The following is a 16,478-nucleotide window of genomic DNA, read 5'->3' on the forward strand; positions in this document are numbered from 1 at the left end:
GTAGCCGTCGCCGCCGGAGAGGGTGTCGTTGACGCTGCCGCCGAACAGGAAGTCGTTGTAGCCGGTGCCGGTGGCGGTGACCGCGGTGGCCGCGGTGTAGAAGACGAAGTTGCCGGCGGTCAGGCTGTCCTTGTTGACGTTCTTGAGGATGATGACTTCGTCGTCGCTGTCGTAGCCGAGGCGGATGACGGTGTCGTCGCCGCTCTGCTCCATGAAGGGTGTCAGGCTGGCGAGATCGGAGACCTTGAGGAAGGACAGGTCGATCTTGTCGACGCCGAGGGTGAAGTCGGTGATGGTGTCGGCGTCGAACTCGCGCGTGTCGTACCTGAAGGTGTCGCTGCCGCCGCCGCCGGTGAGTGTGTCGTTGCCGCCGCGGCCGATGATGAGGTCGGTGTTACCGGTGCCGTCGATGATGTTGCCGGAATCGTCGCCAATAAAATCCATTGCATCTTTCCCCTTCTTGCACGGTTGGATCGAAGGCCCGTCGCGCGGCCTCGGCATCGAGGCCGGGCAGGACGGTGCCGTTGGGCGCCCTTCGTTGCGAAGGCTGCCCCGTCGCTCGCTCCCGATTGCGGGAGTGAGGCGAGTTCGGTTGTCCTGGGTGGGCGGCCGGGCTTACCGGCCGCTGCGGAGACTGGTCACAGGAGGAGGTGGAAGGACCGCGGGCGCGCCTGGCTTCGGCCCGCCGGTGACAGGGATGTGATGGCCGTCAGCGTGCAAGGCATTACCGGCAGATCCCGCGCTGCGACACGTCCCGCTCCGGTTCCGTGAACCACATCCAAGTTGCTCCCCCACCATTATATAAAATTCGATGCAAATTGGACTATACCGTGGCCATCGCCATCCCGGCAATCCGTCAGCGACATCGGCAGAGGCCCATCCGATGCTCGATCCGATGGCCGGCCGGGCCGGACATGCCGCCGGCGAGGCTGCCCGCGACGACATCGTCCGCGATACGGGATCGGGGCTGCGTCGTCATCGCGCTTATCAACCTGGATATCGGCAGATGGTGGCGCGAATGTGTCACCAGGGCCAGATTGTCGTCCTAATCCGACATTTTAGCCGACATCGCCGGATCGTGATCGCGGCTGGCGCTTCAGGCCCGGGCGGCGCGGTGCAGGGCGACGCCGGCCATCACCAGGGCGATGCCGGTCAGGTCCCGGGTCGAGGGGATCTGTCCCAGCACCAGGACGCCGATCCCGGCGGCAGTGGCCGGCAGCAGCGACAGCATCAGCGCGAAGCTGGCGCGCGGCAGCCGCGCCATCGCCAGCAGGTCGCAGACATAGGGGATGACCGACGAGGCGATGCCGACCCCGATCCCGGCCAGCAGCAGCGCCGGGTCGGTCAGCGCCGGCAGGGCCGGGCCCAGCCCGAACGGGGTGATCGCCACCAGCGCCGCCAGCATCGCCGCCGCCAGCCCGTCGATGCCGTCGGCCCCGGCGATGCGGTGGCCCAGCATGATATAGGCGACGAACAGCGCGGCATTGGCGAAGGCCAGGGCATAGCCCAGGGCGTCGCCCTCCAGCCGGATCTGGGTCAGCATCGCCACGCCGGCCGCCGCCACGCTCAGCGCCACGAGGTTGCGCCGGCTGCGCAGCCCGGCCGCCGCCAGGCCGATCGGCCCCAGGAACTCGATGGCGCCGACCGTGGCCAGCGGCAGCCGGGCGATGGCCAGGTAGAAGCAGGCGTTCATCGCCGCCAGCACCAGGCCCAGCGCCAGCAGAATCCGGCGGTCGGCCGCGCTGCTGCGCCGCCACAGCCGCCAGGGCCGGCGCCACAGCGCGAACACCAGGGCGGCGGTGGCGATGCGCAGCCAGGCGACGCCCAGCACCTCGACCGCACCGAACAGCAGCACGGCGCAGGCCGGCCCCAGATAGTGGAACACGGCGCTGACGACGAAGAACAGCTGCGGCGGCAGCCGCTGCGCCAGCGGCGCGGCGGCGGAGGTCTCGGGCATCGACATGGCCGGAAGATTTGCATGCGCCGGCGCTCCGGCCCATGATCGGTCGAAGCCTTGTGCCGTCATCGGCCTTTGTTCCGAAGGGAATCCGTCGATTTGGCCTTCCAGGTCTCGCCGCTGCTCGCCGATGAGCGCAACCTCGCCTTGCTCCGCCTGCTGCAGGCCGAGCCGCGGCTGGGCGTGGCCGAGCTGGCGCGGCGCATCGGCATGTCGGCACCGGCCGTGCGCGAGCGGCTGCTGCGGCTGGAGGAGGCGGGGGTGATCCGCGGCTGGCGGCTGGAGCTGGAGCCGCGGGCGCTGGGCTATCCGCTGACCGTGTTCGTCCGCATCCGGCCGATGCCGGGGCAGCTGCCGAAGATCGCCGAGCTGGCGCGGGCGATGCCGCAGGTGGCGGAATGCCACCGCATCACCGGCGAGGACTGCTTCATCCTGAAGGTGCATGTCGAGGCGATCGAGACGCTGGACCGGCTGCTCGACCGCTTCCTGGCGCATGGCCAGACCACCACCTCGATCGTCCAGTCCACCCCGGTGCCGCCGCGCGACCCGCCGCTGCCGGGATAGGGGGGCCGGGGCTACAGCCCCCGGCGCGAGCGCAGGGCGGCCACCAGCGTGCCGTCGTCGAGATAGTCCAGTTCGCCGCCCACCGGCACGCCATGCGCCAGCCGGGTGATGCTGGGGCCGATGCCCTCCAGCTTCTCGGCCAGGTAATGCGCCGTGGTCTGGCCGTCGACGGTGGCGTTCAGGGCCAGGATCACCTCCGCCACGCCGGGCTCGCGGGCGCGGGCCAGCAGGCGCGGGATCGCCAGGTCGTCGGGCCCGACGCCGTCGATCGCCGACAGCGTGCCGCCCAGCACGTGATAGCGGCCGCGGAAGGCGCGCGCCCGCTCCAGCGCCCACAGGTCGGCCACCTGCTCGACCACGCAGATCAGCCCGGCGTCGCGGGTCGGGTCGCTGCAGATCGGGCAGGGGTCGACGGTGTCGAGATTGCCGCAGATCGAGCACGGCACGATCGCCGTGGCCGCCGCGTCCAGCGCCTCGGCCAGGGGGCGCATCACGGTGTCGCGGTGGCGCAGCAGGTGCAGCGCGATCCGGCGCGCCGACCGGGGCCCCAGCCCCGGCAGCCGCGCCAGCAGGTCCATCATGGTGGCGATCTCGCCGCTCATGCGTGCTCCATTCCAGCCGCCCTCCGCGGCACCGATCCTATCCGACGCAGTTTCCTAGCACAGCGGGCAAAACCGGACCCGTCGCGATCGCACCGAGGCGCCTTGAACGGCATCGCCGCTTCGCCTATAACCGACGGCGCGCGGGTGTAGCTCAATGGTAGAGCAGAAGCTTCCCAAGCTTACGACGAGGGTTCGATTCCCTTCACCCGCTCCAGCCTTTCTCACAATCGCCGCTCTCCCGACACGCCGTGCCATGCCGGCGTCGCCGATTCGTGATCTGATTCGGCCGTAATCGCGTCGGCGATTATCATAGTATTCATGGGACGGAATTTGGATGACGCCGATGGCTTATTCGGCGATCGTCGGACAGCGCCTCCAGATGATGGAGCACCCGCATGGAAATACTTCATAATTTATTCAAAGCCTCGCCGGAGGCTGCATTGTTCCTGTCGCTGGCGATTGGATACGCGGTCGGGAAGATCCAGTTCGGGCGGTTCCAGTTCGGCGGGGTTGCCGGGTCGCTGATCGCCGCGGTGCTGATCAGCCAGGTCGGGGTGACCATCGATCCCGGCATCAAGGCGGTGGCCTTCGCCCTGTTCATCTACGCCGTCGGCTTCGAAAGCGGCCCGCAATTCTTCAACTCGCTGAACCGCTCGGCGCTGCGCGAGATCGCGATGGCGGTGTTCCTGGCGGCCACGGCGCTCGTCACCGTCATCGTCTGCGCCCGGATCGGCGGGCTGGACAAGGGGCTGGCGGCCGGCATCGCCGCCGGCGGCCTGACCCAGTCGGCCATCATCGGCACCGCCGGCGACACGCTGAACCGCCTCGGCCTGCCGGTCGAGGAGGTGGCCCGCCAGCAATCCGAGATCGCGATCGGCTATGCCGTGACCTACATCTTCGGCTCGCTCGGGCCGATCCTGGTCTGCCTGATGTTGGTGCCGCGCCTGTACGGCCGCGACATCCGCGAGGATGCGGTCAAGGCGGAGCGGGCGCTGGCCGGCGGCGGCCTGGTGCTGGGCCGCGGCGACGTCGCGGCGGCGCCGGACCTGGTCGGGCGCACCTACACGGTGACCGCGGCAGCCGGCCGGACGGTCGGCGAGATCGAGGCCGCGGCGCAGCGCATCACCATCGAGCGGGTGCGCCGCGGCGATGCGGCGCCGGCGGTGGAGCCCGGGCTGCGGCTGCAGGCCGGCGACCATGTGCTGGTGGTCGGCCGGCGCGACGCGGTGGTGGCGGCGGCGCCCGGGATCGGCGCCGAGGAGGCCGCGGCGGCGGGCATGGAGATGGTGCTGCATCTCCGCGACGTGGTCTTCACCCGCCCCGGCGCCAACGGCAAGACCATCGGCGAGCTCAAGGCCCAGGCCGACGCCACGGCCAGGCACGGCGTCTACATCGCCGGCATCACCCGGATGGAGCGGCCGCTGCCGGTGCTGGACGGCACCGCGCTGCATCACGGCGACGTGATCACGCTGCAGGGCGCCGCCTCCGATGTCGACCGGGCGGCCAGGCTGCTGGGCTATGAGATCGCGCCCAGCGACAAGACCGACTTCGTCTATCTCGGCCTCGGCATCCTGCTCGGCCTGCTGGTCGGCCTGATCACCGCGCGGGTCGGCGGCATCCCGCTGACCCTCGGCAGCGGCGGCGGCGCCCTGCTCTCCGGCCTGGTCTTCGGCTGGCTGCGCGCCAAGCACCCGACCTTCGGGGCGATGCCGTCGGCCGCCGGCCAGATCCTGAAGGATTTCGGCCTTGCCGCCTTCGTCGCCTGCGTCGGCCTGTCCTCCGGCGCCCAGGCCTGGACCACGCTGCAGGAAAGCGGCGCCGCGATCTTCGTGCTCGGCCTGGTGGTCACCCTGGTGCCGCTGGTCCTGACCCTGCTGTTCGGCCGCTACGTGCTGCGCTACGACAACGCCGCCATCCTGGCCGGCGCCCTGTCCGGATCGCGCAGCGCCAACCCGGCCTTCGGCGCCGTGCTCGACAAGGCCGGCAACTCGGTGCCGACCGTGCCCTTCGCCATCACCTACGCCATGGCCAATGTGCTGCTGACCATCCTCGGCCCGCTCGTGGTCGGCTTGGTTTGAGGAGACCCATCATGAACGACACCGCACCCGCCATCGACGACAAGACCGCCGCCTCGCTCGCCAAGCTCAGCCCGTTCGAGCTGAAGGACGCGCTGATCCAGCTGGCCAGGAGCGACGCCGACCGGATGATGCTGAACGCCGGCCGCGGCAACCCGAATTTCTTGGCGACCGTGCCGCGCCACGGCTTCTTCCAGCTCGGCCTGTTCGCCATGACCGAGGCCGAGCGCTCCTTCGCCTATATGCCGGAAGGGGTCGGCGGCTTCCCGCGGCGCGACGGCATCGAGGGCCGGTTCGAGATCTTCGCCCGGGCGCACAGGCAAGTCCCCGGCGTCGCCTTCCTGGTCGGCGCCGTGTCCTATGTGCGCGACCAGCTCGGCCTGTCGGCCGGCGATTTCCTGTACGAGATGTGCGAGGGCATCCTCGCCTGCAACTACCCGGTGCCGGACCGGATGCTGGTGCTGAGCGAGCGGATCGTCGGCCAGTACATCCGGAAGGAGATGATCGGCCGCCAGCCCTTCACCGGCGCGTTCGACCTCTACGCGACCGAGGGCGGCACCGCGGCGATGACCTATCTGTTCAACAGCCTGCGCGAGAACCGGCTGCTGGCGCCGGGCGATTCGATCGCGATCGGCCTGCCGATCTTCACCCCCTATATCGAGATCCCGCATCTGAACGACTACAAGCTGGTCGAGGTCGGGCTGGACGCCGACCCGGAGAAGGGCTGGCAGTACGGCGACAAGGAGCTCGACAAGCTGCTCGACCCGAAGGTGAAGGCCTTCTTCCTGGTCAACCCGTCCAACCCGCCCTCGGTCAAGCTCGGCGCCGCCAATCTGAAGCGGCTGCAGGAGATCGTGGCCAGGCGGCCCGACCTGATCCTCTTGACCGACGACGTCTACGGCACCTTCGCCGACGATTTCGTGTCGCTGTTCGCGACCTGCCCGCACAACACGATCCTGGTCTATTCCTACTCCAAGTATTTCGGCGCCACCGGCTGGCGCCTCGGCGTGATCGCCACCCACAAGGACAATGTGCTGGACCGCGGCATCGCCAGGCTGCCGGCCAAGGTGCAGAAGGAGCTGGACGAGCGCTACGCCTCGATCACCACCGACCCGCGGCATTTGCCCTTCATCGACCGGGTGGTGGCCGACAGCCGCACCGTGGCGCTGAACCACACGGCAGGCCTGTCGACGCCGCAGCAGGTGCAGATGGTGCTGTTCTCGCTGTTCTGCCTGATGGACGAGCCCGACTCCTACAAGACTGCGATGAAGCGGATCATCCGCCGCCGCAAGGCCGCGCTGTACCAGGCCGCCGGGGTGACGCTGGAGGAGGACGAGAACTCGGTCGACTACTACACCATCCTCGACCTCGAGGTGCTGGGCGGCCGGCTGCATGGTCGCAAATTCGTCGACTGGTTCATGAAGAACACCAGGCCGCAGGAGGTGCTGTTCCGGCTGGCCAAGGAAAGCGGCGTGGTGCTGCTGCCCGGCCGCGGCTTCGGCACGCTGCATCCCTCGGCCCGGGTGTCGCTCGCCAACCTCAACGAGACCGACTACGTCAAGATCGGCACCGCGATCAGCACCCTGATGGCGGAGTATGTCGAGCGGTTCCAGGCGGCGGGGAAGAAGAAGTAGGGGATCCGGCCCCTTCGGCGGCATGACGGTCCCGCGCTCTGGGCCGGTTCCGCTCGCCTTCGCCTCCGCCTAAGATTTCCGGCGTCACGCACCGACGGGGAGGCCGGATTGGACGATGCGACCAGGGCCGCGGATCCCGTCCAGGAATGTCTCGACTTCCTGGCCCGGCACCGCGACATCCGCTTCGTCGACATCCTGCTGACCGATGCCTGCGGCGTGCAGCGCGGCAAGCGCATCCCGGTCGGCGAGCTGGAGCGGATCTGGCGCAACGGCCGCTACATGCCCGGCTCGATCATCAGCCTCGACATCACCGGGGCGGATGTCGAGGAGACCGGGCTGGTGTGGGAGGACGGCGACGCCGACCGCACCGCCCGCCCCGTGCCCGGCACGCTGGTGCCGGTGCCGTGGAAGGCCGAGCCCTCGGCCCAGGTTCTGCTGACGCTGTTCGAGCTGGACGGCACGCCATCGGCCTACGACCCGCGCCAGGTGCTGTCCCGGGTGGTGTCGCGCCTGGCCGCCGACGGCCTGCATCCCGTGGTGGCGGTGGAGCTGGAGTTCTACCTCTTCGACGCCTCATGGCGCGAGACCGGGCGGCCCGTGCCGCCGCGGGGCGCCAGCACCGGCAAGCAGGCCTATGGCATGGCCGATCTCGACGAGCTCGGCGACTTCCTGGCCGATCTCTACGCCGGCTGCGAGATCCAGGGCCTGCCGGCCGACACGGCGATCAGCGAATACGCGCCGGGCCAGGTCGAGATCAACCTGAAGCACCGGGCCGACGCGCTGCGCGCGGCCGACGACGCCATCCTGTACAAGCGGCTGGTCCGCGCCGTGGCCAGGCGGCACGGCATGGAGGCCACCTTCATGGCCAAGCCCTATGCCGGCGAGACCGGCAGCGGCACCCATCTGCACATCAGCCTGGCCGATGGCGACGGCGACAACCGCTTCGCGGCAGAGGGCGGCGACGAGCTGCTGCGCCACGCCATCGGCGGCATGGGGGCGACGATCCGCGACGGCATGCTGGTGTTCGCGCCGAACGCCAACTCCTACCGCCGGTTCCAGACCCTCAGCTACGCGCCGCTGGCGCCGACCTGGGGCGTCAACAACCGCACCGTGGCCCTGCGCGTGCCGATCGGCCCGCCGGCGGCGAAGCATGTCGAGCACCGGGTGGCGGGCGCCGACGCCAACCCCTACCTGGCGCTGGCGGCGGCGCTGGCCGGGATGCATCGCGGCATCCTCGACCAGCGCGACCCCGGCCCGCCGGTGACCGGCAACGGCTACGGCGCCCCGGCCTCGGACATCCCGCCGAACTGGCTCGATTCGATCCGCGACTTCCGCGCCTCGGCCTTGATGCGGGACTATCTCGGCGACGCCTTCGTCGACGCCTTCGCCAAGATCAAGCTGGCCGAATACCGCCGCTTCCACGCCCAGATCCCGCCGCTCGACTTCGACTGGTGCGTCAAGGTGGTGTGAGGGCGGCGAAGCCGGCGGTCGCCCCCGTTACAGTCATGTTTCCGTCATGCCGCGGTGTATCCGTGCAGCGGATGGAGCGATAGCAAACGCGCAATTCCCCGACCGGCCCCGTCGGCGAATTCTGCGGCGGCCGAACGCGGCTCGTCCGAGCCGGGACGCCAACCCCGCACCATGTGAGTCCTCCCAATGGACGATCTCCACGCTCTGCCGGCGAGCGCCGGAATGTTCGACTGGATCCATGCGCTCACGGGCGGGGGCCGCCCGAACCTGGATCAGGACGCCGATCCGCCCCGGACATGGCTCGAACTGGCGCAGCAAGGCGGATCGGTTGCCCAGAACTGGCTCGTGTCGGCGACCGTGGTCGAGGATCTGCGGAGGTTCGACAACCAGGAATACCTCGACGAATTGAAGGCATCGCCCGACTTCAACGGGTTGCGCGACGACCTCGATCGATTGGCTGCCAGCCTTGCGGAGCCCGGCCTCGAGGTGACCGCGAAGGCTTTCAAGGGGCTGGTTGACACCGCCAGGGGCGACCTCGACCTCTTCCAGGACGGTGTCCATCCCGGCAAGCGCCTGGCGCTGACGCTTGCGACCCTTGTCTTCTATCCGCTCCCGTTCCTGGTGGCGGCCTTTCAGGGCGATCTGCTGTACGCGACGCGCGCGCAGTCGAACTACGCCAGGTCCACCTCGAGCGTCCTGGGCATGCTGTGCGAGCCCGTCGCCGATTTCCGGCTCTTCTACCAGCACACCCAGGAACGGCTCTGGCCCTTCGTGGCCCCCGGCGCGATCTATGCAGGCCCCGCCTTTGCCGAGAGCCTGCATCATCTTCGTCACGACGGACCGTTCGCGGGCTACGCAGCCGCCGGCACTGCGGCGTCGCTGTTCCTCGCGACCTATGGGCAGGACGGGATCCGGGCTTTGAAAGCCCGCCTGAATCCCGTCCTCACCGGCACGGCGCCGACGACACCGCAGCTGCGGACCACGATGGGAGAGATCCTCGACGATATGGAAGGAAGGCTGGCGCGGATCGATACCCTGCTCGAGGGCAAGAAGGTCAGCGACAATCTGAGCGCCGAGCTCCTTTTCATGAGGAAGGACTGGGGCAACCTGATCGCAGCGATGCGAAAGATCGTCCCCCCGTCGGATCAGGTGGCCACCGTCGATCCCGAGGAGGACGCGGCTGCTGGTGGAGCCGACGATGTCCGGACGAATCCCAAGGCCACGAAATATGCATTTGCGGTCATCGGGACCGCCATCGTCGGGCTCAACGCCTACCTCGTCTCCAACGAGAAGGTCGCCCTCGCCGACTACGCCGGATGGGGCTCATGGGTCGTGGTGCAGTTGTTCGTGAATGCCGCCGACCCCGACGTGTCTCCGCAGGATATGGCCCGCCTCTTCAAGAGCCTGGTCTCGGGCACCACGGTCGCACTTCCGCTCTCGACCGCGGCTTTCGTCACCAAGGGCAAGATGCTGGAAACCACCGGGGGCCTGGTGGCTTCGATCGTCAGCCTCACGGTGACGAACCTGACCATCTCGGGAAAAATCGGGACCTGGCTCGCGCAGGCGCTCCTGGCTCTGCTGCCGATTGTCATCGCCGGCGCCACGTTCTGTTTTCTGTGCGGCGGCGCGCGCAAGGCCGACAAGGGCAAGGGCAGGGCCGTCGATACGGATCCGGACGCCGAGGCCGCGGTGTCCGAGCCTGGCTATGTCCTCACGGAATTGCCGTTCGAGGAAGATGAGCCTATCGATCTGGACAAATGGTTGGAGGAGCATCTCGCCGGCCAGGCGTCCGGAAGCGGCCTCGGCCCATCGGGCGGTGTCCCGCCGGTTGCGGAGACGGGAGCCGGGGAAACCGACGAAGATCCCCAAGACCCGCCTTCAGATGGCGAAGGCGATCGTTCCGCCACGCCGCCGCCCGAGGAAGCTGCGAAAGCTGCCGAAGACCCTCAAGACCCGCCTCCGGACACCGAAGGCGGCCGCGTCGCCACGCCGCCGCCCGAGGGAAGCGCGAAAGCCGCCGAAGACCCTCAAGTCCCGTCTCCGGATACCGAAAGCGGTCGCGCCGCCACGCCGCCCTCGGAGAAAGGCCGCTGAAGACCCTTCTCTGTCGTCCTCGGGCTTGACCCACGGGTGTCCGGTTGAGGGTTTTCGGGGTGTCGAAGAGGGGTGGAGTTCAATTTGTATTGTCATCCTCGGGCTTGACCCGAGGACCCGCCCGGCAATGACAGAAAAGGAACGGCAATCGAAGGTGGGACCCTACCACCCGCAGCTCTGCCCCTTGTTCTGCTCGGTCAGCCAGTCGTTCAGCGGCGTGAAGTACTCGACGACGGCGCTGGCGTCGGTCTGGCGCTCGCCGGTGAAGGCCTCCAGCTCGTCCGGCCAGGGCTTGGACTGGCCCATCTCCAGCATCGCGTTGAAGCGCTGGCCGACCTGCTTGTCGCCATAGACCGAGCAGCGGTGCAGCGGCCCGGTCCAGCCGGCCTGCTTGCACGCCGCGCGCTGGAACTGGAACTGGTAGATATGGGCCAGGAAGTACCTTGTGTACGGCGTGTTGCCGGGGATGTGGTACTTGGCGCCGGGGTCGAAGGCGTCGGCCGGGCGCGGTCCCGGCGGCACCAGCCCCTGGTACTTCAGCCGCAGCGCCCACCAGGCGTCGTTGTACCGCTCCGGCGCCGCCTTTCCGGCGAACACCTCCCAGCGCCAGCGGTCGACCAGCAGGCCGAAGGGCAGGAAGGCGATCTTGTCGAGCGCCATCTTCAGCAGGAAGGGGATGTCGCCCTCCGCCCCCGGTACCTTGTCCAGCAGGCCGATCTGGTTCAGGTAGGTCGGAGTCAGCGCCGACAGCCCGACGAAGTCGCCGATCGCCTCGTGGAATCCGTCATTGGCCCCGTTCTTGAACAGGTAGGGCTGGTCCTTGTAGGCGCGCTGATAGTAGTTGTGCCCGAGCTCGTGGTGGACGGTGTAGAAATCCTCGCCGTTCACCTTGGTGCACATCTTGATGCGGACGTCGTCGCGGTCGTCCAGGTCCCAAGCCGAGGCGTGGCAGACGACGTCGCGCCCCTCCGGCCGCACGATCTGCGACCGCTGCCAGAAGGTGTCCGGCAGCGGCGCCAGGCCGAGCGAGGTGTAGAAGGCCTCGCCGGTCTTCACCATCTTCGTCGCGTCGTAGCCGGCGTCGACCAGCAGCTTGTCCAGGCTGTAGCCCGCGGTCTCGTCCTGCGGCGCCACCAGGTCGTAGATGTTGCCCCAGGACTGCGCCCACATGTTGCCCAGAAGGTCGGCGCGGATCGGCCCGGTCTTCGGCTGGACCGAATCGCCGTACTTCGCGTTCAGCCGGCCGCGGACATAGCAGTGCAGGTTCTCGTAGAACGGCTCGACCTGGCCCCACAGCCGGTCGGTCTCGGCCGCGAAATCATCGGCCGGCATGTCGTAGCCGGAGCGCCACAGCGCGCCGGTGTCGGCATAGCCCAGCGCCGTCGACCCTTCATTCGCCAGCGCCACCAGCCTGGCATAGTCCGGCTTCATCACCGGCGAGATCGTATGCCAGCCCTCCCACACCGCCTTGGTCTCGGCCGGGTCGCGCGAGGCGGCCAGGATGTCCTCGGCGTCGCTCAGCGTCAGGGTCTTGCCCTGCAGCTGGAACTCGCCGGTGGAGTAGGTGGAGTCCAGCTTGGTGCTCAGCGTCGCCAGCTCGCGCGCCGCACCCGGCCGGTCCGGCGCCGGCAGCACCAGGTTGCGCTTCAGGATGTCGAGCTTGCGCCGGGTCACCGGATCGAGCGTGACGCCGTCGAAGCGCGACGCCTGCTGGGCATAGGCGCTGGTCTTCTCGGTCCATTCGCCATTGGCCTTGGCCTCCAGCCACTGGGTGTCGTCGGTGATGAAGGTGGCGCGGACCCAGGACGCCTTGTTGAGGTATTCGCTGGTGGCGGCCAGGTCGGCCTCGGCCTTGTCGACGAAGGCGCGGGCTTCGTCAGGGGTCTGGGCCGGGGCGGCGATGCCCCACAGCAGGGCGGCCGCGGCGGTGCCGGCGGCCAGCAGGCGGGATCTCATCGGGACGGTCCCCCTATGCATTGAATTTTATGAGAAATCTCCGGCGTTCTCCCCATCGCCGGACCGATTGCCCCCAGGAAAGGCGGCCAGGACTCCCCTGTCAATCGCCGCGTCACCGGAACGGCCAGGCCGCCGACACGGTATTGGAGACAGAGCGGCGCAGCGTCTGGATGCCGGTCTCGACATGGCGCGACGGATGCACCCGGTTGGTCAGCAGGGTCCAGGCGTGGCCGCGCTCCAGGTCGAGCCACAGCGCCGTGCCGGTGAAGCCGGTGTGGCCGATCGTGTCGGGCGAGCACAGCGACCCGCCGAACCAGCCCTCGTGCCGCACCTGCCAGCCCAGCCCGTGCGGCTGGTCCTCGACGCGCAGCACTTCGCCGATGGTGGCCGGCCGCAGCACCTCGCCGGTCAGGAAGGACCCGGCGAAGTCCAGCACCGCGGCGGCGCTGCCGAACAGCCCGGCGTGCCCGGCCAGGCCGCCCAGCGCATAGGCGTTCTCATCATGCACCTCGCCGCGCATCACCCGGCCGCGCCAAGTGCAGCGCTCGGTGGCCACGGCGCGAGCCGGGCCGGGGCTGACGGCGAAGTCGCCTGGGGGCAGCAGGTCCCGCAAGGGCTTGTCCCGCAGCCGTTCGACCAGGATGCCCAGCAGCACGTAGTTGACGTCGGAATAGGTCTCGGGGCCCGCCGCCCAGTCCTTCTGCAGCACCAGCGCCTTCAGCGTCTCCGGGTCGCTGCCCCAGGTGTACAGCGGCTCCACCGCCGGCAGGCCGGAGCGGTGCGACAGCAGCTGCCGCACCGTGACCTGCCGCACCCAGTGCTCGGGCTGGTACTGGCGCAGGTCCGGCAGGTGCAGCGCCAGCGGGTCGGACAGGTCGATCCGCCCCTGCTCGACCAGCCGCAGCACCTCGGTGGTGGTCAGGATCACCTTGGTCAGGCTGGCCAGGTCGAACAGCGCATCCTCGGCCAGGGCCACGCGCTCCGGCACCAACGCGGCGTGGCCGCCGAAGCGGATCGCGCGGTCGCCGTCGCGGGTCACCAGCCCCAGCACGGCGCCGGGGATGCGGCCGGCATCGATCGCTTCATCGACCAGAGCGAAGGCGGCATCGGCCGCGGCGGCGAGGGTCATTCGACGGAGTCCAGGCAGAGGTCGTTCAACACTCTATTGTCATGCCCGGCGATGACAGAAAAGAGCCGGTCCATCACGCCGCGCGGGACAGGGGGCGGTGCAGCACGCCGCCGGTCATCGGCCGGGGCACGCCGGTGGTGGTCGGCAGGCTCAGCGGCAGCCCGTCCAGCGAGCGCACGGCGAGGAAGCCGAAGGCCTGGGCCTCCAGCGCGTCGCCGTCCCAGCCCACCGCCTCGACCGGATCGACCGGCACGCCCAGCGCCCGCCGCAGCCCATCCATCAGGGTCCCGTTGTGCCGGCCGCCGCCGGTCACCAGCCAGCGCCCGGGCGCCGCGGCGAAGTGCCGGCGCGACGCGGCGACCGAGGCGACGGTGAAGGCGGCCAGGGTGGCGGCGCCGTCGGCCAGCTTCAGCCCGTCCACCGCCGCCAGCGGGAAGTCGTTGCGGTCGAGCGATTTCGGCGGCGGCGCGTCGAAATAGGGGTTGGCCAGCAGCGCCGCCAGCCGGTCCTGCGCCACCGTGCCGGACGCGGCGATGCGGCCGTCCTCGTCGTAGCGGGCGCCGGTGTGGCGCTGCACCCAATCGTCGATCATGGCGCTGGCCGGGCCGGTGTCGAAGGCGGTGATGGCGCCGTCCTTCGTCCCATTGGCCTCGATCACCGTGACATTGCCGACGCCGCCGAGATTCAGCACCGCCAGCGGCCGCGGCAGGTCCTTGGCCAAAGCGGCGTGGTACAGCGGAGCGAAGGGCGCGCCCTGGCCGCCGGCGGCGACATCGGCGGAGCGGAAATCGTTGACGCAGGGGATGCCCAGCGCCGCGGCCAGCCGGGCGCCGTCGCCGAGCTGCCGGGTGAAGCGCCGCTCCGGCCGGTGCAGGATGGTCTGGCCGTGCATGCCGACCACGTCGACCGCTTGCGGCGCCAGCCCGGCCTCGTCCAGCAGGCGGCGCACGGCGGCGGCGTTCAGGTCGGTGACCGCGGTGGACAGCTCGTCCAGCGCCTCGTGCTCGGCCCGCGCCGGGTCGCGCGCCACCGCCAGCAGGGCGTTGCGCACCGCGTCGGTGTAGGGCGTGGTCGAGGCGCCGCCGCGGGCGAAGACGGTCTCGCCGTCGGTCTCGATCACCGCGACGTCGACCCCGTCCATCGAGGTGCCGCTCATCAGGCCGATCGCGGTGCGCCGTGCTCCGGGCATGCCGTCCCTCCTCGCTCGATTCGTCCGCGACGATAGCGCCGAAGCGGGCCGGATGAGACCTCCTATTCGCGCCGGAACGTGAAGGCCTGGTTCTCGATGGTCAGGCGGAGCAAGGGTTTGGTTCCGTCCATGTCGATCTGGAACTGGACGAAGCCGGCCGGGCTGGGGTCGCTGTTCTCGACGATGGCGGCGAACCGGCCCACCGGCTTCTGCCGGATCGTGAAGACGCTGCCGTCCCACGGCTCGAGCTGCAGCACGGCGCCGCCATCCTGCAGCTCCAGCACCGCGCCGTCGCCGTCCTGGCGCAGCACGGCCTTGCCGAAGCTCGGCTCGACATAATTTCCGGCCAGCGGCGCCAGCGGCAGGGCGGGCTGCGGGTTCTCCGGTTTCATGAACAGCTTGGCCGACGCGGCGAACCGGGTCTTCGCCACGTCGAGCGCGGCTGCGACATGGTCGACTCGCGGATTGTCCAGCAGCCGGTCCAGCACCCAGGCGCCCACGGCATCGGGGAACCCGACATTCGCCTCATTGGTCAGGATCACGACGCCGACATCCTTCTCCGGCGCGAAGCCGACATAGGCGCCGAAGCTGGGGGTTCCGCCATTGTGCCAGATGATGCGGCCGTTCGGGGTCGAGAGGCCGACCCAGCCCATCGCGTAGAAGGCCTTGTCGTTGATCCCCACCCGCGCAATGCGGGTGACCGCCATGCTCTCCGGCGAGACGATCTTCTGCCCGTCGAAGCTGCCGTCGCGCAGCTGCAGGCGCAGCCAGCGCGCCATGTCCTCGATGGTCGAGTTCATCTCGCCGGCGGCGCCGAAGGCATAGGGGAACAGCGGCGTGAACGGCACCTCGACCGTGCCGTCGGGGGCCCAGCGATGGCCCTGGGCATGGTCCGGCGCGGCCTCGATCGCCTCGGCGGTCGTCGATGTCTCGGCCATGCCGAGCGGCTCCAGCAGGTCCTGGCGCAGCACCGCGCTCCAGTCCGCCGCATTCTCGCCGCGCGCCACGATGCGGCCGGCCAGCAGATGCGTGATGTTGGTGTAGGCGAAGGTGGAGCGGAAGCTCGACGCCGGCTCGACATTGCGCAGCGACCGGATCAGCGACGCTTCGTCCTGCCCCAGGATCCCGAGCCAGTCATTGGCGTAGGGCGGCAGGCCCGAGCGCTGCGCCATCAGGTCGAAGACCCGGAATTCGCGCGTCACCCAGGCGTCCTTCAGCTGGAACTCCGGGTCGAGGTCGACGATGCGGTCGTCCCAGTGCAGCTTGCCGCGATCCACGGCGATCGCCAGGGTGGCGGCAAGGAAGGCCTTGGTGGTCGATCCGATCTGGAACACGGTGCGGGTCCCGACCGTCCCGCCTTTCGCCTTGCTGCGCACGCCGAAGCCGCGGGCGTAGACCAGGCTGTCGCCGCTGACGATGCCGATGGCGAGGCCCGGCGTGTCGAACGCCTTCATCCCGGCCGCCACATAGGCCTCGAGCTCGGGCTCCAGAGCGTGGATCCGTGCGTCCATCGGCGTCCCGGAAGCGGGATCTGCAGCCTGCGCCGCCGGTCCGGCGACGGCCAGCGCGAAGATGGCGAGCGTCGCGGCCACGATACCCCGCTGAAGCCTCTCGGCTGGTGTTGCGCAAGCGACCGATGGCGCGGTGCCGCTCCGAGTCCGCCGACTGATCATGAATCCCCCTCAAAATCGCGCATCGAAATTTCTGATATGAAGAACTCTAGTATCACAAAGAAGACTTCGATGACCAAAGCGGAACGAAGCACCAGCATACGTCGATCGATTGACCTCGCCCGGCGAACGCGCCTT

12 protein-coding genes and 1 tRNA gene are annotated in these 16,478 nt (G+C 69.3%); 6 read left to right on the forward strand and 7 right to left on the reverse strand.

Annotated features, from left to right (window positions below):
• Together ACTOWL_RS11840 and ACTOWL_RS11845 are read right to left on the reverse strand one after the other, a co-directional pair.
• On the reverse strand, positions 1–444 hold a 444-nt coding region (locus ACTOWL_RS11840; RefSeq protein ID WP_441321428.1), incomplete at its 3' end, for a M10 family metallopeptidase C-terminal domain-containing protein.
• Between the two features lie 652 nt (positions 445–1,096).
• Complete coding sequence (locus ACTOWL_RS11845) at positions 1,097–1,957, reverse strand: EamA family transporter (RefSeq protein WP_441321429.1); 861 nt, start codon at positions 1,955–1,957, stop codon at positions 1,097–1,099.
• A gap of 99 nt (positions 1,958–2,056) precedes the next feature.
• On the opposite strand from ACTOWL_RS11845, the gene ACTOWL_RS11850 reads away from it, so the two are divergent.
• Positions 2,057–2,521 (forward strand): Lrp/AsnC family transcriptional regulator, encoded by a 465-nt coding sequence (locus tag ACTOWL_RS11850; RefSeq protein WP_342240563.1) that lies wholly within the window; start codon positions 2,057–2,059, stop codon positions 2,519–2,521.
• A gap of 11 nt (positions 2,522–2,532) precedes the next feature.
• Here ACTOWL_RS11850 and recR read toward each other — a convergent pair whose 3' ends face one another.
• Positions 2,533–3,123: a recombination mediator RecR gene (recR, locus tag ACTOWL_RS11855; protein ID WP_441321430.1), complete on the reverse strand. Its 591-nt coding sequence runs from the start codon at positions 3,121–3,123 to the stop codon at positions 2,533–2,535.
• Positions 3,124–3,263: 140 nt separating this feature from the next.
• On the opposite strand from recR, the gene ACTOWL_RS11860 reads away from it, so the two are divergent.
• The 5 genes from ACTOWL_RS11860 (at position 3,264) to ACTOWL_RS11880 (ending at position 10,396) form a co-directional block, all read left to right on the forward strand.
• Positions 3,264–3,337, forward strand: a tRNA-Gly gene (locus ACTOWL_RS11860).
• A gap of 181 nt (positions 3,338–3,518) precedes the next feature.
• Positions 3,519–5,201 (forward strand): aspartate-alanine antiporter, encoded by a 1,683-nt coding sequence (aspT, locus tag ACTOWL_RS11865; RefSeq protein WP_441321431.1) that lies wholly within the window; start codon positions 3,519–3,521, stop codon positions 5,199–5,201.
• Between the two features lie 11 nt (positions 5,202–5,212).
• Positions 5,213–6,832 carry a bifunctional aspartate transaminase/aspartate 4-decarboxylase gene (locus ACTOWL_RS11870; RefSeq protein WP_441321432.1) on the forward strand — a complete coding sequence of 540 codons (1,620 nt, stop codon included), beginning with the start codon at positions 5,213–5,215 and terminating at the stop codon, positions 6,830–6,832.
• 108 nt (positions 6,833–6,940) lie between these two features.
• Entirely contained in the window at positions 6,941–8,302 is a 1,362-nt protein-coding gene (locus tag ACTOWL_RS11875) for a glutamine synthetase family protein (protein ID WP_441321433.1), read from the forward strand.
• Between the two features lie 222 nt (positions 8,303–8,524).
• Complete coding sequence (locus tag ACTOWL_RS11880) at positions 8,525–10,396, forward strand: hypothetical protein (protein ID WP_441321434.1); 1,872 nt, start codon at positions 8,525–8,527, stop codon at positions 10,394–10,396.
• A gap of 162 nt (positions 10,397–10,558) precedes the next feature.
• Here ACTOWL_RS11880 and ACTOWL_RS11885 read toward each other — a convergent pair whose 3' ends face one another.
• The 4 genes from ACTOWL_RS11885 to ACTOWL_RS11900 all read right to left on the reverse strand — a co-directional run bounded on the left by ACTOWL_RS11885 (position 10,559) and on the right by ACTOWL_RS11900 (position 16,262).
• Positions 10,559–12,352 carry a M2 family metallopeptidase gene (locus ACTOWL_RS11885; RefSeq protein WP_441321435.1) on the reverse strand — a complete coding sequence of 598 codons (1,794 nt, stop codon included), beginning with the start codon at positions 12,350–12,352 and terminating at the stop codon, positions 10,559–10,561.
• Positions 12,353–12,464: 112 nt separating this feature from the next.
• Complete coding sequence (locus tag ACTOWL_RS11890; protein WP_441321436.1) at positions 12,465–13,481, reverse strand: serine hydrolase domain-containing protein; 1,017 nt, start codon at positions 13,479–13,481, stop codon at positions 12,465–12,467.
• 73 nt (positions 13,482–13,554) lie between these two features.
• Positions 13,555–14,670 carry an anhydro-N-acetylmuramic acid kinase gene (locus tag ACTOWL_RS11895; RefSeq protein ID WP_441321437.1) on the reverse strand — a complete coding sequence of 372 codons (1,116 nt, stop codon included), beginning with the start codon at positions 14,668–14,670 and terminating at the stop codon, positions 13,555–13,557.
• A gap of 62 nt (positions 14,671–14,732) precedes the next feature.
• Positions 14,733–16,262: a serine hydrolase gene (locus ACTOWL_RS11900; protein ID WP_441321438.1), complete on the reverse strand. Its 1,530-nt coding sequence runs from the start codon at positions 16,260–16,262 to the stop codon at positions 14,733–14,735.
• Positions 16,263–16,478 lie beyond the last annotated feature (216 nt).

It is taken from the genome of Inquilinus sp. CA228, from assembly GCF_052078665.1.
GTDB lineage: Bacteria > Pseudomonadota > Alphaproteobacteria > DSM-16000 > Inquilinaceae > Inquilinus.